General features: G+C 73.6%; 18 protein-coding genes. 3 read left to right on the top strand and 15 right to left on the bottom strand.

Annotation, left to right across the window (positions count from 1 at the left end; translation table 11 throughout):
• Position 1: 1 nt before the first annotated feature.
• The 4 genes from ACH4SE_RS23280 to ACH4SE_RS23265 all read right to left on the bottom strand — a co-directional run bounded on the left by ACH4SE_RS23280 (position 2) and on the right by ACH4SE_RS23265 (position 4,610).
• Complete coding sequence (locus ACH4SE_RS23280; RefSeq protein ID WP_398545360.1) at positions 2-1,696, bottom strand: NAD(P)/FAD-dependent oxidoreductase; 1,695 nt, start codon at positions 1,694-1,696, stop codon at positions 2-4.
• 15 nt (positions 1,697-1,711) lie between these two features.
• The gene (locus tag ACH4SE_RS23275; RefSeq protein WP_398545359.1) at positions 1,712-3,352 is read right to left on the bottom strand and encodes an FAD-dependent monooxygenase; all 1,641 of its coding nucleotides are present in this window, start codon (positions 3,350-3,352) and stop codon (positions 1,712-1,714) included.
• Between the two features lie 5 nt (positions 3,353-3,357).
• Positions 3,358-3,675 carry a hypothetical protein gene (locus ACH4SE_RS23270; RefSeq protein ID WP_398545358.1) on the bottom strand — a complete coding sequence of 106 codons (318 nt, stop codon included), beginning with the start codon at positions 3,673-3,675 and terminating at the stop codon, positions 3,358-3,360.
• A gap of 422 nt (positions 3,676-4,097) precedes the next feature.
• Positions 4,098-4,610, bottom strand: a complete 513-nt coding sequence (locus tag ACH4SE_RS23265) for a MarR family transcriptional regulator (protein WP_398545357.1) — start codon at positions 4,608-4,610, stop codon at positions 4,098-4,100.
• Between the two features lie 918 nt (positions 4,611-5,528).
• Here ACH4SE_RS23265 and ACH4SE_RS23260 point away from each other — a divergent pair.
• Both ACH4SE_RS23260 and ACH4SE_RS23255 read left to right on the top strand, forming a co-directional pair.
• A complete protein-coding gene (locus tag ACH4SE_RS23260) occupies positions 5,529-6,722 on the top strand; it encodes a sensor histidine kinase (protein WP_398545356.1) in 1,194 nt (397 codons plus the stop codon).
• An 81-nt stretch (positions 6,723-6,803) separates the two neighbouring features.
• Entirely contained in the window at positions 6,804-7,418 is a 615-nt protein-coding gene (locus tag ACH4SE_RS23255; RefSeq protein ID WP_398545355.1) for a DNA-binding response regulator, read from the top strand.
• Positions 7,419-7,489: 71 nt separating this feature from the next.
• On the opposite strand, the gene ACH4SE_RS23250 is transcribed toward ACH4SE_RS23255, so the two are convergent.
• The 3 genes from ACH4SE_RS23250 to ACH4SE_RS23240 form a co-directional block, all read right to left on the bottom strand.
• Complete coding sequence (locus ACH4SE_RS23250; protein ID WP_398545354.1) at positions 7,490-7,732, bottom strand: transcriptional regulator; 243 nt, start codon at positions 7,730-7,732, stop codon at positions 7,490-7,492.
• Positions 7,729-8,232 (bottom strand): OvmZ protein, encoded by a 504-nt coding sequence (locus ACH4SE_RS23245; RefSeq protein WP_398545353.1) that lies wholly within the window; start codon positions 8,230-8,232, stop codon positions 7,729-7,731. The genes ACH4SE_RS23250 and ACH4SE_RS23245 overlap by 4 nt, the downstream gene beginning before the upstream one ends.
• Before the next feature lie 384 nt (positions 8,233-8,616).
• On the bottom strand, positions 8,617-9,261 hold the full coding sequence (locus ACH4SE_RS23240) for a TetR/AcrR family transcriptional regulator (protein WP_398545352.1): 645 nt from the start codon (positions 9,259-9,261) through the stop codon (positions 8,617-8,619).
• A 149-nt stretch (positions 9,262-9,410) separates the two neighbouring features.
• Here ACH4SE_RS23240 and ACH4SE_RS23235 point away from each other — a divergent pair, with 149 nt between their 5' ends.
• Positions 9,411-10,892, top strand: coding sequence for an MFS transporter (locus ACH4SE_RS23235; RefSeq protein ID WP_398545351.1), 1,482 nt, complete (start codon positions 9,411-9,413; stop codon positions 10,890-10,892).
• A gap of 9 nt (positions 10,893-10,901) precedes the next feature.
• Here the strand turns inward: ACH4SE_RS23235 and ACH4SE_RS23230 are convergent, their stop codons facing one another.
• From ACH4SE_RS23230 to ACH4SE_RS23195, 8 genes are all read right to left on the bottom strand, one after another.
• Positions 10,902-11,645 carry a GPP34 family phosphoprotein gene (locus ACH4SE_RS23230; protein ID WP_398545350.1) on the bottom strand — a complete coding sequence of 248 codons (744 nt, stop codon included), beginning with the start codon at positions 11,643-11,645 and terminating at the stop codon, positions 10,902-10,904.
• A 142-nt stretch (positions 11,646-11,787) separates the two neighbouring features.
• A complete protein-coding gene (locus tag ACH4SE_RS23225; protein ID WP_398545349.1) occupies positions 11,788-12,198 on the bottom strand; it encodes an SgcJ/EcaC family oxidoreductase in 411 nt (136 codons plus the stop codon).
• A gap of 76 nt (positions 12,199-12,274) precedes the next feature.
• Positions 12,275-13,273 carry a sigma-70 family RNA polymerase sigma factor gene (locus ACH4SE_RS23220; RefSeq protein ID WP_398545348.1) on the bottom strand — a complete coding sequence of 333 codons (999 nt, stop codon included), beginning with the start codon at positions 13,271-13,273 and terminating at the stop codon, positions 12,275-12,277.
• An 84-nt stretch (positions 13,274-13,357) separates the two neighbouring features.
• Entirely contained in the window at positions 13,358-14,719 is a 1,362-nt protein-coding gene (glnA, locus tag ACH4SE_RS23215) for a type I glutamate--ammonia ligase (protein WP_398545347.1), read from the bottom strand.
• Between the two features lie 152 nt (positions 14,720-14,871).
• On the bottom strand, positions 14,872-15,627 hold the full coding sequence (locus tag ACH4SE_RS23210; RefSeq protein WP_398545346.1) for a hypothetical protein: 756 nt from the start codon (positions 15,625-15,627) through the stop codon (positions 14,872-14,874).
• Positions 15,628-15,655: 28 nt separating this feature from the next.
• Positions 15,656-16,327, bottom strand: coding sequence for a nuclear transport factor 2 family protein (locus ACH4SE_RS23205; protein WP_398545345.1), 672 nt, complete (start codon positions 16,325-16,327; stop codon positions 15,656-15,658).
• Positions 16,328-16,338: 11 nt separating this feature from the next.
• A complete protein-coding gene (locus ACH4SE_RS23200) occupies positions 16,339-17,019 on the bottom strand; it encodes a hypothetical protein (RefSeq protein ID WP_398545344.1) in 681 nt (226 codons plus the stop codon).
• Between the two features lie 19 nt (positions 17,020-17,038).
• Positions 17,039-17,539, bottom strand: coding sequence for a hypothetical protein (locus tag ACH4SE_RS23195; protein WP_398545546.1), 501 nt, complete (start codon positions 17,537-17,539; stop codon positions 17,039-17,041).
• Positions 17,540-17,626 lie beyond the last annotated feature (87 nt).

Below are 17,626 nucleotides of genomic sequence, written 5' to 3'. Positions count from 1 at the left end.
GCTACAGCAGCTTCCGCGCGCGCGGCCCGGCCTTGAGCCCGCCGGAGACCACGAAACGGGTCAGCTTGCGCATGTCGGGGCCGGCCGACATCAGGCCCCACCGCACGAACTTGGCGAGGTCCCAGGTGCTGGGCGCCACGAAGCGGGTGGCCGGGTCCTTCCAGCCGAAGGTCGGGTTGACCTCGGGGCTGTCCTGGACGACCTTGAGGATGATGTCCGCGGCCTGGTCGCCGGTCAGCTCGCCGACCTCGAACTTCTCGCAGGTCTCGGCGGTGACCTCCAGGATGCGCTGGAAGGTCTTGCTCTCCGGCCACCACAGGCCCGGGTTGTCGGTCTTCTCCAGCGCGTCGAAGTGCTTCTCGTCGCCGTCGACGACGTAGCGCAGCCGGGCGCCGGTCAGGCGCATGACCCCGGGGGTGATGAAGCAGCCCCACACCCGGAAGACCGCGTTCCACAGCCGGAAGTGCGAGAAGGAGATCATCGCGCTGTTGACCAGCTCGTCGTTGAAGTCGAGCAGGCCGGCCTCCAGCTTCTCGACGTAGGAGAAGCGCTCCTCGGAGAAGTCGTTGTCCTTCAGCGCCGCCAGCACCCGGGAGGCCAGCGCGTCCACGACCTCCATGGTGTTGGACAGGCCGCGCGAGAACAGCGGGTCGATGAAGCCGGCCGCGTGCGACATCAGGCACCAGCGCGGGCCGACCGACTTGCGCGAGGAGTACTGGAGCCGGTCGGTGGAGATCCACTCGCGGACCGGGCGGGCGCCGACGAACTGCCGCTTGATCGCGGGGTACTTGTCCAGGAAGGAGTCGAACTCCTGCTGGGGCGTCATGTCCTTCGGCTTGGGGTAGACCCGCTCGTCCAGCTGGAGGCCGACGCTGACCAGCGGGTTCTTGGACTTGCGGTAGTTGTTGAACGGGATGATCCACAGCCAGCCGCGGTCGATCATGTGGTGCATGGTGCCCTTGTGCCACTTGATCGGCGGGCGGTGCTCGGGCGGGAAGTCGACCACGTCGTCGAACGGCTTGATGCCGATGAAGTGGTTGAACAGCGACCGCGAGTGGTGCTTGAAGCGGGCCGGCTTCTCGCGCAGGTCGAACTTCTCGGCCAGCAGCGAACGGAAACCGCTGGCGTCGACCAGGTAGCGGGCCCGGTAGACCTCGCCGTTGGTGCCGCTGATGGTCACGCCGTCGTCGTCGAAGTCCATGTCGGCGGCCCGCCACAGCTGGCGCACCTGCACGCCGTACTTGACCGCGACGTGGAACATCCACGAGTCGGTGTCCTGGCGGAACATGTGGCTGTTCTGCGCCAGCAGCCGCGGGATCGCGAACTGCGTGGACTCCGCGGGGTCCGGCTCCTTGCCGACGTCGTGGCGGACGAACCCGAAGTGGACCTTCACCCCGTGGGTCGGGCCGACCACCTTGTTGGTGACGCCCACCTTGGCGAGGGCCGCCAGCTCGGGCACCCCGTAGCGCTCGGCCAGGATGTGCAGCCACTCGGCGAGCTGCGGGGTCTGGGACTCGCCGATCGCCATCCGGGGGTGCTGGGCCGCGTCGACGAGCACCACCTTGGCGCCCTGCGCGGCGAGGACCGTGGCGATCGTCGAGCCGGCCAGGCCGGAGCCCAGGACGAACACGTCACAGTGCTGCGCCTTGCTGAGGTCCGCTCCCGAGGCCGCGGGCGGCGGGGCTTTGGTCGCCATGAGATTCTCCCATCGTCAGACTTGGGTTCGTACGGGGATGGCACCGGCCGCCGCGGGGGAGGCGGCGCCGAACCAGTGGGCGACCGCGGGCCCGGGATCGCTGTAGCGGTCACCGGCCCAGGCCACGTAGCCGTCCGGGCGGAGGAGCATCGTCTCCAGCCCCTCCAGCGGACCGCCGGGCGGCGCCGTCGCCGCCACCAGGTCCACCCGCGGCGCGAAGGGGGCCGTACGGCCGGTCAGCCAGTCGTGCCGGCCGGCGCATGCGGCCAGGTCCAGCAGCACCCCGCGGCCGTCCCGCAGCAGGGCGGTCGTGCTGGTCGCCGCGCCGTCCACGGTCAGTGCCGCGTGCGGAACGGCGGCCCCCGCCAGGCGGGAGCCGCCGTCTCCGTCACCGCCGCCGTCACCGTTGACGGCCGGACGGTCCGGGGAGGCGCCGTCGGGACGGTGGCGGGTGCCGGGGAGGCCGGGCGGGTCGGCGGGAAGGTCGTAGCGGATGTCGACACCGGCGATCATGGCCGCCAGCCGGTCGTTGACCTCCCGGTGGCCGATGAGCTCGCGCAGCACCGTGCGGGCCGCGTCGACCTCCGGGCCGCCGAGCAGCAGCAGTCCCTGCGCCCGGATGTTGCCCAGGACCCGCCGGGCGACCTCGTGCCGCTCGTCGTGGTAGGTGTCCAGCAGCCGGTCCGGTGCCTCGCCGGTCGCCACCGCGGCCAGCTTCCACCCGAGGTTCGCCGCGTCCTGGAGGCCGAGGTTGATCGCCTGCCCGCCCGAGGGCATCTGGACGTGCGCGGCGTCCCCGGCCAGCAGTACCCGCCCGGCGCGCAGCCGCCGGGCGAGCCGGCTGGTGTCGTCGAAGGCGTTGCGCCACACCGGCGTGCCGTGCCGCAGGCTCTCGCCGGTGACCTTCTCCCACGTCGAGCAGATCTCGTCGAAGTCCGGCGGCCCGGGGCGCGGCCCGACCGGGGCGCCGAAGACCGAGACCATCACCCGCGTGGCGCCGTTCGGCAGCCGCGAGGAGATGGCGAGGCCCGCGGGCAGCCGCTCGAACCGCCGCTCGGGGATGTCGACGCCCACCACGTCGGCGCGCAGCAGCTCGTGGGTGCCGGCCGTACCGGGGAAGTCGATGCCGGCCAGCACCCGGACGGTGCTGTCCTCGCCGTCGCAGCCGACGACGTAACGGCCCGTCAGCCGCACCTGGCCGGACGGGGTCCGGGCGTGGACCCGTACCGCGCGCCCGTCCGGGCCGTCCGTCTCCAGCGCGCACACCTCGTGCTCGCGGCGGACCTCGGCGCCCAGCTCGGCGGCGCGCCGCGCGAGGACCTGCTCGACCTGCGCCTGGAGCACCTTGTACTGGCCGGGGAAGCGGGTCGGCAGCGCGCTGAAGTCCAGCGGTACGCCCCCGAAGTGCCCCGACCGCTGGATCGGGGGCGAGCCCAGCTGCTCCAGCAGGCCGCGCTGGTCGAAGAACTCCATCGTCCGCGCGTGCAGGGTCGACGCGCGCGATTCGGTCGTCGGCGCCGCGAGGCGCTCCAGGACGGTCACCCGGGCCCCGCCGAGCCGCAGCTCGCACGCGAGCATCAGGCCGACCGGGCCGGCGCCGACGACGACCACGTCCGTGTCCGTACTCGTCACGTCCATGCCGCTCGTCACGTCCACGCCGCTCAGGCGCGCCGCGATCCGGTCACGCCGATCTTCGGCAGCAGCCGGCTGACCTTCGAGTGGCCCGACAGCGTGTCGCCGACGAAGGTGACGTCGAATTCGAGGTTGAGCTTCGCGGGTTTGGTGACCGACTGCTTCCAGGTGACCCGCCGGCCTTCGGCGGTGTCGTTGCTGACGACATTCGCCAGCGGCACCGTCTCGGCCTCGCTGGAGGCCGTGCCCGCGACCGTGCCCGCGGAGTCGGTGAAGGTGTAGACGACCGCCAGATCACCCACCGGCGATTTCACGGTCACGTCCCAGGTTCCGGCTATGGAACTCACAACGGATTCCTTTCGGCAGCGGGAAAAAGAAAAGCCCGCACCCCCGGGCCGACGAGCGGGCCGGGGGTGACGGGCTGGGCGCAGTCACGAGGTGCGGGGATCGGCGGGAGCCACCCGGTCCGTGTCCGGGCACAGCTCGACCGCCGGAAGAAGCGTGACATAGCCGGACGAACCATGTCAACCGCCTCTGTGGCGGGGCATGAAAAAAGCGGCGCGGGTAGCGCCGCCGGGAAGCTCCGGGCATGCCGTGACGCCGGCCGGGGGGCCGGTCGGCAGTGTTCTCGGGGGGAGGGCCGATCCGGGATCAGGACACAGATCTGGCGCCGCCGGAAATCGTGACACGCACCGGAACGCGGCGTCAATCCCCGCCCGGCACCGGGGCATTACGGGCCCGGCCCGCGCCGGAGGACCCGCGGCGGCTCTCACCTCGGACCCCCCGGCGGGACCGGCCGGCCGCCCCGCGGGAAGTGCCGGCGGGCGCGCGGTACCGGCGGACGCTCCATCAGCTCGGCGTCGATCCGGGCCGTCACCTCCACCAGCGTGCGGCTCGTGACACTCAGGTCCTCCGCGGGAATGCCCAGGTAGAGCCGGTCTATCGCCTCGTCGAACACGTCCCGGATGCGGCGCTGCAACGCCAGCCCCTCGGCTGTCGCCCGCACCGGACAGCTCGCCCCCGGCAGCGCCACCAGCAGCCCGGCCACGAGCATCTCGGCCACGACCGCGCCGGCCGCCTGGCGGTCCGACTTGGTCGCGATCGCGAGCCGCGCGACGAGCCGGTCCCGGTCCAGCTCCGCCTGGCTGAGGGTGCTGATGTTGAGCGCGATCCACTGCTGGTGCGAGGCGCCGGCCTCCCCCAGCACGGCTTCCATCAGCGCCCGGTGAGCCGTCTCGGCACGGCCGAGGACGCGCGGGTCGAGGATCGGACCAGTGGTCATGGCTGCTCCCTGGTAAGGCCCGGCGGTACCCCGGGGGGGCCGGCCCGAGCGGGCGGCCGGCGGGCCGCGGGGCCCGTGCCGGCGTCGTGTGTCGACACCTGGGTTCTTCCAGAAAACCCGCCCATGCACACTCCTCCCGCCCACGAGCGCACCACCCATCCCACCCCTACCGCAATCCGGCCAAGCCGGACCCGCCTCTTCCGGCCGCTTCCGGCCGCTTCCGCCCGGCACCCCGCCCGGGTTCCGCTCAGGTTCCGGCCGCCGGCGGAGGGGAGGCGGCCGGTGCGGGACTGGTGCGGACCCTGGGGTTGGTGGGGGTGATGGTGGAATCCGCAGCGAACGGCGGGGGATTCGCGCATGCCGCGCTCCGTTTTCGGCGGGCGAACCGGAACCCACACCCTGACCTGGTACGTCGCCCGCCGGGGCGGTCCGCGACACGCCGTGGAAGGCTTCGAATGGCTGTCCGCATGCGGGATCCCGACTACCGTTGGACGGGAGCCTCACGCATACTGCGGACAATCAAAACGTCGAGAGACCGTCGTCCCGGAAGGCCGCGACAGCGGGCGAGCCGATCGTCCGCGCCCGGCCCGCCGCGCCACCGCGGGGGGACGGGCGACGCGGCACTGCCCGCTCGTGCGCCACCCGCGTCCGCACCGCCGTCTCCGTGCCCCGCCGGCGACCTGCCGTCAGTTCCACGCCCCACCGGCGACCTGCCGTCAGCACCGCGTCCCACCGGCGACCCGCCGTCAGTTCCACGCCCCGCCCGCGCCCGCCGTCAGCACCGCCCCCGCCCGAGACGGGTCCGGGGCTCCCGTCCCTCCCCCGGCACGCCTGCCGGGCCTGCCGGAAGAACAGCGACAAACCCGGTCACGAGCCGTTCCGCATCCGCGCCTGTACCCACCGCTCCCGGAGGTTGTGATGCTCTTCGCCGCAGACCCTGACGGCGGCCCGTCACCCGGTCCCGGCTCACCCCCGGCGGGCGCCACGGCCTGCCAGGTACGCGCGATCACGTCGACGGTGCTCGCCTGCTGGCTGCTGATCTTCCTGGTCACCGTGTGCGCGGGCCAGCCCACCGGCCCCGAGGTGGCCGCCGCGGCCCTCTCCGCCCTGGGCGTCTTCGGCACCCAGCAGCTGCACTCCTCGCCCCGCGCCGCCCGCTGGGGCCTGTGCCGGAAGGTCCTCTCGCTGACCGCCCAGTGCCTGTGCGTCCTGATTCCGCTCTTCGTCTCCGGCCACGCCTGGAACCCCGACAGCGGATTCCTGGCCGGATCCTGTCTGCTGCTCTTCTCCGGTCCGGTCGCCTGGGCGCTGTCCGCCCTGCCGGCCGCCCTGGTGCTCCTCACCGCCGTCCACGCCCGCACCCCGTGGCCGACCACCGCGGTGCACACCCTCACCACCGTCCTGACCGGCATCGCCGTCTACGCCCTGGCCCGGCTGGCCCGGCTGGCCGCGCCGGAGGGGGGCGCCCACGGCGACGCCGCGCAGCGGGAGGCCGCCCGCAAGGCCGTCACCGAGGAGCGCCTGCGCATCGCCTCGGACCTGCACGACCTGCTCGGCTACAGCCTCTCCGCGATCGCCCTCAAGTGCGAACTCGCGGGCCGCCTCGTCACCCGCCATCCCGACCGCGCGCTCACCGAGATCGGCTCCGTCCTGGACATCACGCGCCAGGCGATCACCGACGTCCGCACCATCGCGCAGGGCTACCGCGACCTGTCGCTCGCGGAGGAGACCGCCGCCGCCCAGGCGCTCCTCACCGCGGCCGACATCAAGACGACCGTCTGCAACGAGTGCGGGCCGCTGCCCCAGGCCCAGGACACCGTCCTGGCCAGCGCGCTGCGCGAAGGGGTCACCAACATGCTGCGCCACGGGGATGTCCGCGCATGTGAGATCTCGGCCGTCGACAACGGGCGGACGGTTCGGCTGGAGCTGGTCAACGACGGGCTGCGGCTGCCCACCGTCGTGCCGGCGCGGCGCGGCACGGGGCTGGAGAGCATCGAACGCCGGGTGTCCTCCGTGGGAGGCACCGTCACGACCAGAATCGCGGAGGACGGCCGCTTCCACCTCGTCGTCTCCGTGCTGCGGAACACCGCCGGGCAGCGGCGTTCCGCCTGAGAGCGACAACGGCCGTGCACGAGGGACGACCTGACCACCGCACGGCTGTACACCGGACACTGTCGATCTATGGGGGCGGCAATGAGGCAGCTCAGAATTCTGTTAGCCGAAGACGTGCAGATGGTCCGCGGAGCACTCGTCGCCCTTCTCGAGCTCGAGGACGACCTGACCATCGTGGCCGACATCGGCCGCGGCGACGAGATCCTCCCGACAGCCCTTCACCACAACCCGGACGTCGCCGTCATCGACATCGACCTGCCAGGGCTCGACGGCCTCACCGCCGTCACCCAGCTCCAGCAGCGGCTCCCCACCTGCCGGACCCTCATCCTCACGAGCCTCGGCCGGCCCGGCACGCTCCGCCGCGCGCTCAACGCCCGCGTCACCGGTTTCATGCTCAAGGACTCCCCTCCGGCCCAGCTCGCCGAGAGCGTGCGCCGCGTCGCCACCGGGCAGCGCACCATCGACCCCGAACTGGCGCTGGCCGCCTGGGACGCCGGGGAGTGTCCGCTCTCCGACCGCGAACTCAGCGTGCTCCAGCTGGCCGCCACGGGTGCCGAGCCGCACGAGATCTCCGACATGCTCTGCCTCTCGCTCGGCACCGTGCGCAACTACCTCACCACCAGCGTCACCAAGCTCAACGCGCGCAACCGGATCGACGCCATCCGCATCGCCCACGACACCGGCTGGATCATCTGACGGGCCGCCGGCCACGGCGGTCGGGCCGCCCCGGCCGGCGGCCCGGTGCCGGGGCGGAGGGGGCGTACGGCTCACGCGGACTCCGCCGCGGAGCCCTCGGGCTCCGCGAGGCCCGCGCCCCGGCCGGTACCGGTACGCGCCTGGGCCAGGGCGAACAGCTCGTCGAGGTCGTACTCCGCCCGCCCGGGCCGCCCGTAGCGCGTCAGCTTCCCGCGGCTGGCCCACTTGCGTATCGTCGCGGGCGGCACCCCGAGGGCCAGCGCCGCGAGTTCGGTCGGCACGACGCGCGGCGGCACCCGGCGAGGCGCGGTCATGACGCCGCCCGGTGGCCCAGCAGCATCCACTGCTGCGGGGTGAGCACGTGGCCGGAGCCGCAGCTCACGGCGAAGTCCCCGCCCGGCAGGACACCCGACTGCACCGTGCTGCCGCAGTCCGGCTCCGGGCACCGCCCCAGCTCGCGGGAGGCGCCGCGGCCGTGGACCGCCCGCAGCGCGGCCTCCTCGACCATCACGATCTCGCTCACGAAGTCGTCGGCGGCCGGGTGCGCGAGCAGCCAGTCCAGGTGGCCGGCGACGAAGCCCGCGAGGTCCCGTACCGTGCGCCCGCGCGGCGCGGAGGCCCGCCGCTCCCCCACGACCATGTCGGCCCAGGACGCCAGCACGCCCACCATGTCGCTGCGGGCCTCCATCGCCCGCTCGTTGAGCGGCATGCCGCGCCCCCTGGTCCCGCTCACCCGCTCCTGGAAGCCGCTCGTCACCGGCCCCAGCGCGTGCTCGCACGCCGCGTACAGCCGCGGCAGCGCGCGTAAGGACACCCCGACCCGGTCCCCGCACGCCCGGCAGGACCGCAGCCCCGCCAGGAGCCGCCGTGGTCGGTGCCCGCCCAGCGCGTCGAAACCGGAGCAGTACGCCCCCTCGGCGGCCTGGTCGCTCCCCTTCTCCCGAGTGCCCCGTCCCCGCTGAGCCTGATACACACCCATCACCCCGCAGTCAGCAGCCGTCACCGGCATCCCTTTCCGGCGCTCCGGCCGGCCCCACCAGGATGCGGACTGGCCCGAAGCCCGCGACAGGCCCACAGTCACCAGTCCCGCGTGAGTCCCCCCTCCCCGCGGCGTGAAAAAATCACACGCCCGTACGGAAGCCCCCACATAGCGCCAGATGGGCGTCTGACCTGCGACGACGCCTCCGGCGCTGACGGCTCAGCGGGTGACCGGGGCGTGCCAGAGGCCGGTCAGCGCGTCGATCAGGCTGGCGGCCAGGCCGGACCAGGTGGGGTGGGCGAGGGGGGCGCCGGTGGCGAGTGCGCGTTCGCGTTCCACGCACATCTGGACGATGAGGTGGCGGGCCATGACGCCGCGGTCCGCCTTGACGTCGTCGGGCAGGCCGGGGAGGCAGGCGTTGAGGCCGTCCAGGAGGGCGCGCAGGGTGGGGGAGGCGGAGATCTCCGGGACGACCGCCTCGTAGAGGGCCGGGTCGGCGGACACCTGGGCGCTGAAGCGGGCGTACCAGGTGGGGCTGCCGAGGGCGTCCAGGTGCTCGGTGAGCGGGCGGACCATGCAGCCCACCCAGTCGCGCAGTTCGGTGGAGCCCTGGGTGCGGGCGACGTGGCGGGCGCGGTTGCGCTCGATCTGCTCGGTGTGGCGGCGGGAGATCGCCCGTACGAGGTCGGTCTTGCCGCCGAAGTGGTAGTTGACGGCGGCGGTGTTGCCCTGCCCGGCGGCGTTGCTGATCTGCCGGTTGGAGATGTTGTAGACGCCGTGCTCGGCGAACAGCTGCTCGGCCGCCGCGAGGATCGCCTCCCGCGTCGCCTCGACCTTCTCCGCGCGGACGCTCCTGGCTGGCATGGCTACGACCTTACCGAGCGCGGGCCGGCGTACCCCGCCCGACCTGCGGTGGCTTGACGGGTCTCGCACCCCTCTCTACATTTAATTCAATCGTTTTATTTAAAATATCCGCCCGTGCAACCGCCTGTCCAGACCGGAGGCCTGAGTCCATGTCCGAGACCCCCGCACCCCCCGGGAAGGTCGCCTCCGGGCGCGCCGACGCCGTGGTCGCCGTGCTGGCCTTCGCCGGGATCGTCGTCTCCCTGATGCAGACGCTGGTCATCCCGCTCGTCCCGGAACTGCCGGACCTCCTGCACGCCTCGCCCTCCGACGCCACCTGGGCCGTCACCGCGACGCTGCTCGCCTCCGCCGTCGCCACGCCCGTCTTCGGCCGGCTCGGCGACATGCACGGCAAGCGGCGGCTGCTCCTGCTCAGCCTGGCGCTGCTGACCGCCGGGTCGGTCGTGTGCGCGCTGTCGGACTCGCTGGGCCCGATGATCGTGGGGCGGGCCCTCCAGGGCGTGTCCTCCGGTGTGATCCCGCTGGGCATCAGCATCATGCGCGACGAACTGCCGACCGAGAAGCTCGCGTCCGCGACCGCCGTCATGAGCGCGTCCCTCGGCGTCGGCGGCGCGCTCGGCCTGCCGCTGGCCGCACTGGTGGCCGACCACTTCGACTGGCACGTGCTCTTCTGGGTGTCCGCCGCCGCGGGCGCGGTGGCGACCGCCCTCGTCGTCGCGCTGGTGCCGGAGTCCCGGGTGCGGACGGGCGGGCGCTTCGACGTGCCCGGGGCGCTCGGACTGTCCGCGGCGCTGGTGTGCCTGCTGCTGGGCGTGTCGAAGGGCGCCGCGTGGGGCTGGGCGAGCGGCACGACACTGGGCCTGTTCGCCGGCGGCGTGGTCGTCCTGCTCGTGTGGGGCGCCTACCAGCTGCGGCTGCCGTACGCCCTGGTGGACCTGCGCATCGCCGCGCGCCCGCAGGTGCTCTTCACCAACCTGGCGTCCGTGTCGTACGGCTTCTCGATGTTCGCGATGTCGCTCGTGCTCCCGCAGCTGCTCCAGCTGCCGGAGGACACCGGCTACGGGCTCGGCAAGTCGCTGCTGGTCACCGGGCTCGTGCTGGCCCCCCAGGGGCTGGTCATGATGACCGTGGCGCCGTTCTCCGCCCGGATCACCCGGGCCCGCGGCCCGAAGACGACGCTGATGCTGGGCGCGGCCACGGTCGCCGCGGGCTACGTCGTGAACATCCTCCTGATGTCCGCGGTCTGGCAGCTCGTGCTGGTGTCCTGCATCATCGGCGCGGGCGTGGGACTCGGCTACGGCGCGATGCCGGCGCTGGTGATGGGCGCGGTGCCGGTGTCCGACACGGCCGCGGCGAACAGCCTCAACTCCCTGATGCGGGCCGTGGGCACGTCGGTGTCCAGCGCGGTCGCCGGCGTGGTGCTGGCCCAGATGACCGTCGCGTACGGCCCGCTGCACGTCCCGTCGCAGAACGGCTTCCGCACGGTCATGGCGATCGGGGCGGGCACCGCGCTGCTGGCCCTCCTGCTCGCGTCCTTCATCCCCTCCCGCCGGCCGGCGGCCTCCCCCGGGGACGCCGCCCCGGCGGAGGCGTCCGAGCCCGCGCTCAGCGCCGGGGACGCGACCGCCTGACGGGGCCGGTCACCAGGTGCCGCCCGGCGTCTGCCCGTCGTAGCCGCCCAGCGAAGCGTCCGAACCGCCGCCGTGGACACCCCGGTCGGGGTATTCGCCGATCCGCGCGGCGGCCGCCTCCGCGGCGTACGCGGCGGCCACCGCGCCGCCCAGCACCGCGCAGTCCCCGCCGGAGGCGGTGAGCGCGGCCAGCCGCCGGCGGGCCGCCCAGCCGCGCGGGCCCGGGTGGACGGCGGCGGTGAGGCGCGCGCTGCGGACGAGCACGGCCAGCGCGAGGTCGTACGCGAGGCCCGGGTCGCCGTCCGCGGAGCCGTCCAGCGCACGGACCGCCGCGGCCAGCCGGGCCACCCGCTCGCGGCGGCGGGGCAGGTCGGCGGCGAGTACGTCGTTGCGGGTGCGCCCGTCCCGGCCCCGCCACCGCCGGACGCGTATCACCTTGCGGTCCTGGAGCCGGGAGACGTACTCGGCCAGGAGCGAGCGCGGGGCGGCGCGCAGCCACTCCTCCAGCGTCGGCGGCGGTTCGGTCCCGGCGAGCACGCGCAGGACGCCGCTGAGCCGGGGCACGTCGACCGGTGTGCTGTCCCGTACGGCGATCCGCCGCTCCCCCACCTCGACCCGCCCGGCGAGCGCCAGTTCCGCGAGTTCCGCGGCCCGTAACGCCAGTCGCAGCCGCTGCGGCGACCTGATGCGCATCCCTGCGCGCAGCCTGCGCGGCGTGATCGCCAGCAGCAGCAGTTCATCCCCCATGGTCATTCCGTCAGCGTAGGTCCGGTGTGGGAGGGAAGCTCCCGTTCCGCGCGGTCCGTGACGGAATCCGGACACCGCCGGCGTACCGCGTGACGCCCGCCCCGCGGCCGGGGTCACCGGCGGCGGGGCGGGCGTCACGGGCGGGGGCTCAGTGCGCGGGCGCCTGCACCGGGCTGTTGTGGTAGGCGGCGATCAGCCACCGTCCGTCCCGCTTCTCCAGGACCCAGGTCGCGTGGACCCTCGCCGCCTCCGGGACCTCGGAGTCGCCGGGGAAGAGGATCCCCGACTCGCTGACGACGATCGCGGCGTCCCTGCCCGCGAAACGCAGGCCGAGCTGCCTGTTGACGGTCGCAGTGCCCTTCAGCGGCCCCTGGAAGGCCGCGGCCATGCTGTCGCGGATGACGTCCCGGCCGTCCCGCAGCGAGCCGGGCAGGACGGCGGTCGCGTCCGCGGTGTAGGCGGCCACCATCGCGTCGGCGTCCCCGTCCTCCCACGCCTTGTACGACTCGGCCAGGACGGCCTGGATCGCGGCCACGTCCTCCGCACGGTTGTCTGACATCCGGCACTCCTTCGACTGGCGGCCGCCGGGTGTTTCCGGCGGGCTCGGCAGTACATACCGGCGGCGGAGCCGGAACTCATCGCGCCCGGGGAAAATCCGCCGCGAAGACGTCGCCGGCGCCCAGCCGGGCCGGCAGCCCGAAGGACGCGAAGACCTCCGCCTCCTGGAACACCGAGTTGCGGCTGATACCCGCGGCGGTCACGGTGAAGACCTGGAGCGTGTGCAGCTCGAACACGTCACCGTCGCGGCGGTAGGCGGCGAAGGCGGGCTGGCCGTTGGCGCCGACCGGCTCCAGCCGCCAGCCGGTGCCCGCCTTCCCGAAGACCCACTCCATGAACAGGCCGTAGTTGCCGCGCCCGGTGAACCAGTTGAGCATCGGCGGCATCTCCATGACGACGTCCTCGGTGAGCAGCCGCTTCAGGCCCTCCACGTCCGCGCGCTCGAACGCCGCCGCGTAGCGGTCGACCCACGCCCGCTGCTCGGCGGCGGACGGCTCGCCCAGGCCGTCCTGCCGGATCCCGGCCTCCTTCATCCGGGCCCGCGCCCGCTGCAGCGAGCTGTTCACCGACACGACGGTGGTGCCGAGCGCCTCCGCCGTCTCGGCCGCGGAGAAGTCCAGCACGTCCCGCAGGATCAGCGCCCCGCGCTGCCGCGCCGACAGGTGCTGCAAGGCGGCGGCGAAGGCCAGCCGCAGGCTGCTGCGGCCCAGCACCGCACCGGTCGGGTCACCCGCGCCGCCGGGCCCCAGCATCGCGTCCGGCAGCGGCTGGAGCCAGGTGTTCTCCCCGCGCACGAGCGGCCCGAGCGGATCCGCCTCGGCCACCAGCCCCGACGGCAACGGCCGCCGCCCGCGCGCCTCCAGAGCCGTCAGGCAGGCGTTCGTCGCGATCCGGTAGAGCCACGTCCGCGGCGAACTGCGCGCCGCGTCGTACCGCTCCCGCGCCCGCCACGCCCGCAGGTACGTCTCCTGCACCAGGTCCTCGGCATCGTGCGCGGAGCCCACCATGCGGTAGCAGTAGGCCACCAGCTCCCCGCGGAACGGCTCGATGAGCCGCTCGAACCCCTCCACCGCCATGCCCCCGCCTCTCCCCCGCTCCGCACGCCGCCGCCCCGGCGGCCGGCCCCGGCACTCCCCGTGCCGGGACCGGCCGCGGAGCACTCACAGGTTGGGCAGGTTCTTCATCAGCTCGAAGGCGGTGACCTGGGAGCGGTACTCCTCCCACTCCTGCTTCTTGTTGCGCAGGAAGAACTCGAAGACGTGCTCGCCGAGGGTCTCGGCGACCAGCTCGCTGTGCTGCATCAGGTCGATGGCCTCACCGAGGTTCTGCGGGAGGGGCTCGATGCCGAGGGCGCGGCGCTCGGCGTCGCTGAGGGCCCACACGTCGTCGTCGGCGCCGGCCGGGAGCTCGTAGCCCTCCTGGATGCCCTTCATGCCTGCCGCGAGCAGGACGGCGTAGGCGAGGTAGGGGTTGGCGCCGGAGTCGAGGGAGCGGACCTCGACGCGGGTGGAGCCGGTCTTGCCGGGCTTGTACATCGGCACCCGGATGAGCGCCGAGCGGTTGTTGTGGCCCCAGCAGATGTACGACGGGGCCTCGCCGCCCGCGCCGGCGATGCGCTGCGAGCCGCCCCAGATGCGCTTGTAGGAGTTGACCCACTGGTTGGTGACCGCGGAGATCTCGCCCGCGTGCCGCAGCAGGCCCGCGATGAACGAGCGGCCCACCTTGGAGATCTGGTACTCCGCGCCCGACTCGTAGAAGGCGTTGCGGTCGCCCTCGAAGAGCGACAGGTGGGTGTGCATGCCCGAACCGGGGTGCTCCGAGAAGGGCTTGGGCATGAAGGTGGCGTGCACGCCCTGCTCCAGGGCGACCTGCTTCATCACCAGCCGGAAGGTCATCACGTTGTCGGCGGTGGACAGCGCGTCGGCGTAGCGCAGGTCGATCTCCTGCTGGCCGGGCGCACCCTCGTGGTGCGAGAACTCCACCGAGATGCCCATGGACTCGAGCATCGTGATGGCCTGGCGGCGGAAGTCCATGCCGACCGCCTGCGGCGTGTGGTCGAAGTAGCCGGAGTTGTCGGCGGGGGTCGGGCTGCTGCCGTCCAGCGGCTTGTCCTTGAGCAGGTAGAACTCGATCTCGGGGTGCGTGTAGAAGGTGAAGCCGAGGTCGGAGGTCTTGGCGAGGGCCCGCTTGAGCACGTAGCGCGGGTCGGCGTAGGACGGGGAGCCGTCCGGCATCAAAATGTCGCAGAACATCCGGGCGGTACCGGGGCCGTCGGAGCGCCAGGGCAGGATCTGGAAGGTGCCCGGGTCGGGCTTGGCGATCATGTCCGACTCGTAGACCCGGGCGAAGCCCTCGATCGCGGAGCCGTCGAAGCCGATCCCCTCGTCGAAGGCCTGTTCGAGTTCGGCGGGGGCGACGGCGACCGACTTCAGATAGCCCAGCACGTCGGTGAACCACAGCCGCACGAAGCGGATGTCCCGCTCCTCCAGGGTCCGGAGCACGAACTCCTGCTGCTTATCCATATCCATCCATCCTCGCCGGTCAGGCACCGCACCCCCGCCTGGTCCGGGCGGGGGATCACGAGCATTGCATCACACCGTTTCGGGTGCGTTGCCGCCATGGCTCACTGTCCATAGTGCCGGTTGCGAGGGCGTGCGTCCGTACTCCCCCCGGTCTATCCGAAGGTGTCGATCGCGGCGATCCTCCAGGTGCCGCCGGTGCGCACGGCGTCCACCGCGAACATGGCCGGGGCGTACGTGCTGCCCGCGCCCGCCTTCGCGGTGCTGGTGTTGCGCTGGTCGGCGTAGACGAGCACATGGGCGCGGTTTCCGTCGATCGTGTCGACGCCCGTGTCGGTGACGGTGGTGGTCAGCACGAGTTTCCGGGTCGGCGCCTGCGCGCGCACCTGCGCGAGCATGGTGGCGTACTGCTGGACGGCCTTCCCCGTGAGCAGCCGTTTCGCGGCGTCGTCGGTACGGGCCGGGTCGGCGTAGTCGTAGGAGAAGACGGCGTTGACGGCCTCCGCGACCTGGCCCTTGACCTCGCTGGTGCGCGCGGTGTCGGTGAGCGCCGTGTTGTGCGCGGCCACCGAGTCGTGCAGCCCGGAGGCCCGGCTCGCGGCGAGGGCGGCGAAACCGCCGAGCAGCACGGTCGCGGCGGCGAGCAGCGCGAGCGCGACGGGGAGCCGGCGGCGGGGCACCGCCTTCCCCGGGGCCCCGGCCGCGGTCCCCGGCGGGCTCTTCGCCGCGGACTGCGGCTCCCCGGGACCGGCGCCGGGGCGTACGGCCGTACGGGTACGGGTGCGGGCCCCCTGCCGGGGGCGGACGGCTCCGGCGGGCTCCGGCTCGCGCTCCGCCGCGCGCTCCTCCGCCGCCGCGGACACCGCTGCCAGCCTGCGCTGCCGGTTGATCAGATGACGGGTGGTCGACATGGTGCGCCGGTCCTCTCGCGTGCGGCCGTCAGTGGCTCGCGGTGGGCTTCGGGGTGGTCGCCGTGGGGGCCGGGCCGGACGGAACGGTGCCGGTGCCGGTGTCCGCGCCGGAGTCGCTCTCGCCGGTCGGCGCCTGGCCGAGCGCGCTGAGCTTCCAGCCCGCCGCCGTACGCGTCAGCTGGCCGAGCATCCGCGACTCCTTGACCGCGGGCTGCTGCTCGGGCGCCTGGACGGTGATCCGCAGCGCGACCATCACGCTCGCCCTGCCCGTCCGGGTGTCCAGCTCGGTGACGGCGCCGGAGAGCACCTTCGCGGTCGTCGTCGTCCGCGCCTGCTGCACCTGCTTGGCGAAGGCGGCACGCCCCTGCGTGAGCTGGGTGTGCAGGTCGCCGGTGGTGGAGGACTCCCAGATGTCCAGGCCGTGGTCCAGATCGCTGTGGTCCAGGGTGTTGAGGTTCTGCACCGCCTGCTCGGCGGCGGCCAGGACGGTGTCCCGGGTGCGCGCGAAGGAGGCGTCGTCGTCGTGGGCGGCGCCGTACCAGGACCAGCCGGTGATCGCGGCGGCCACGGCCGCGGCCACCGCGAGGGCGAGCGCGACCGCGAGCAGCGGGCGGCGGCCGGTGGCGGCCCCGCCCTCCGGGCGGTCCGGCGCGTCCGGGCTGCCGGACGCGGTACGGGAGGACTGCGGCGTACGTGCCATCGGGGCTTCTCCTACCGGGCCGTGAGCTGGTCGATCTTCCAGTGGCCGCCCACCAGGTGTGCGGACACCGACAGTTGGGCCGCCGCGGTGGTGGGCGCGGCGCCCGCGCGCTGGGCGGTCTGGTCGAGGAAGACCAGCAGCCGGGCGCGGTCGCCGGTGAGGGACACGACCGCGGCGCGCACCACCCGCGTGCTGAGCGTCAGCTGCTGGCTGGTGACCTGGTCGCGGATCTGCGCGAAGAGCGTGCGGTACTGCCCGGCGGCCGCGCCCTCCAGGCTGTCGCGCGCGGCCTGCTCCGTGGAGCGCGTGTCCCCGGGTGTGTACGCGAAGATGCGGCCGAGGGCGCTGCTGATCTCGCCGGTGAGCCTGCTGGTGGCCCCGGTGTCGGTGAGGGCGTGGTTGCGGGCGGCCGCCGGGGACTTCATCTGCTGGGCGGCGTAGCCCAGCCCGCCGCCGGTGAGCAGCAGGGCGGCGATCGCGGTCACGGCGGCGGCCCGCCGGGGATCGCGCCGCAGCACCCCGGGCAGCCGCAGCCGGACGCGCCGGCGGGGGGCGTCCGCGTCCTGCTCCTCGCCCGGGCCGGCGTCCGGCGCGGACCCGTCCTCGGGCTCCGCGGGATCCGGTGCCGCGGGATCCGGCTCAGCGGGATCCGGTGCCGCGTCCTGCGCGGCCCTCTGCTCGGTCGTCGTCACCTTGACTCGTCCTCCGCTCTCAACTCGCCCCGACCGGTACCGCGGTGAGCGCGGTGAGCTTCCAGCCGTCCCCGGTGCGCGCCAGCCCCGCCTCGAAACGCTTGCGGTCGGTGGTGGCCGCGCCCGACGCCGGGGTGACCCGTACCTCGACGGTCGCGATGAGCTTCGCCGTCCCGGCCCGGGTGTCCAGCTCGGTGAGCGCGGCGTCGGTGACCTCGCCCCGTGTGGAGGTGCCGGACCGCTGGACGGTCGCGGTGTCGGCGGCGTGCGTGCTGCTCAGCCGGTCGTGCAGCGGTCCGGTGGTCACCGCGAGCCAGCGCGTGAGGTCGCCGGCGGCGTGCGCGGCGTCCACGGTGTTGAGCCGCGCGATGTCGCCCCTGCCGTCCGCGAGTGCGGCGTCCCGCGCCTTGCCGTAGCTCAGGGCGTCGTCGCCGCTGGTGTCCGCGTAGGACCAGGCCCCCAGGGCGCACACCACGGCCGCGACCGCCGCCCAGGCGGCGGTCCGCGGGCGCCGGCGCAGCGCCCGCAGGAGCCCGCGCGGCGACGGCAGCACGAGCACGTACGGGCCGGCTTCGTCCTTCCGCGCCGGAGCCCCGGCGTCCGGCTC

This window comes from Streptomyces sp. NPDC020983 (genome assembly GCF_044333485.1).
Classification (GTDB): domain Bacteria; phylum Actinomycetota; class Actinomycetes; order Streptomycetales; family Streptomycetaceae; genus Actinacidiphila.
The sequence above is the reverse complement of the archived record's forward strand: the minus strand, read 5'-3'. Positions and strand labels throughout refer to the sequence as shown.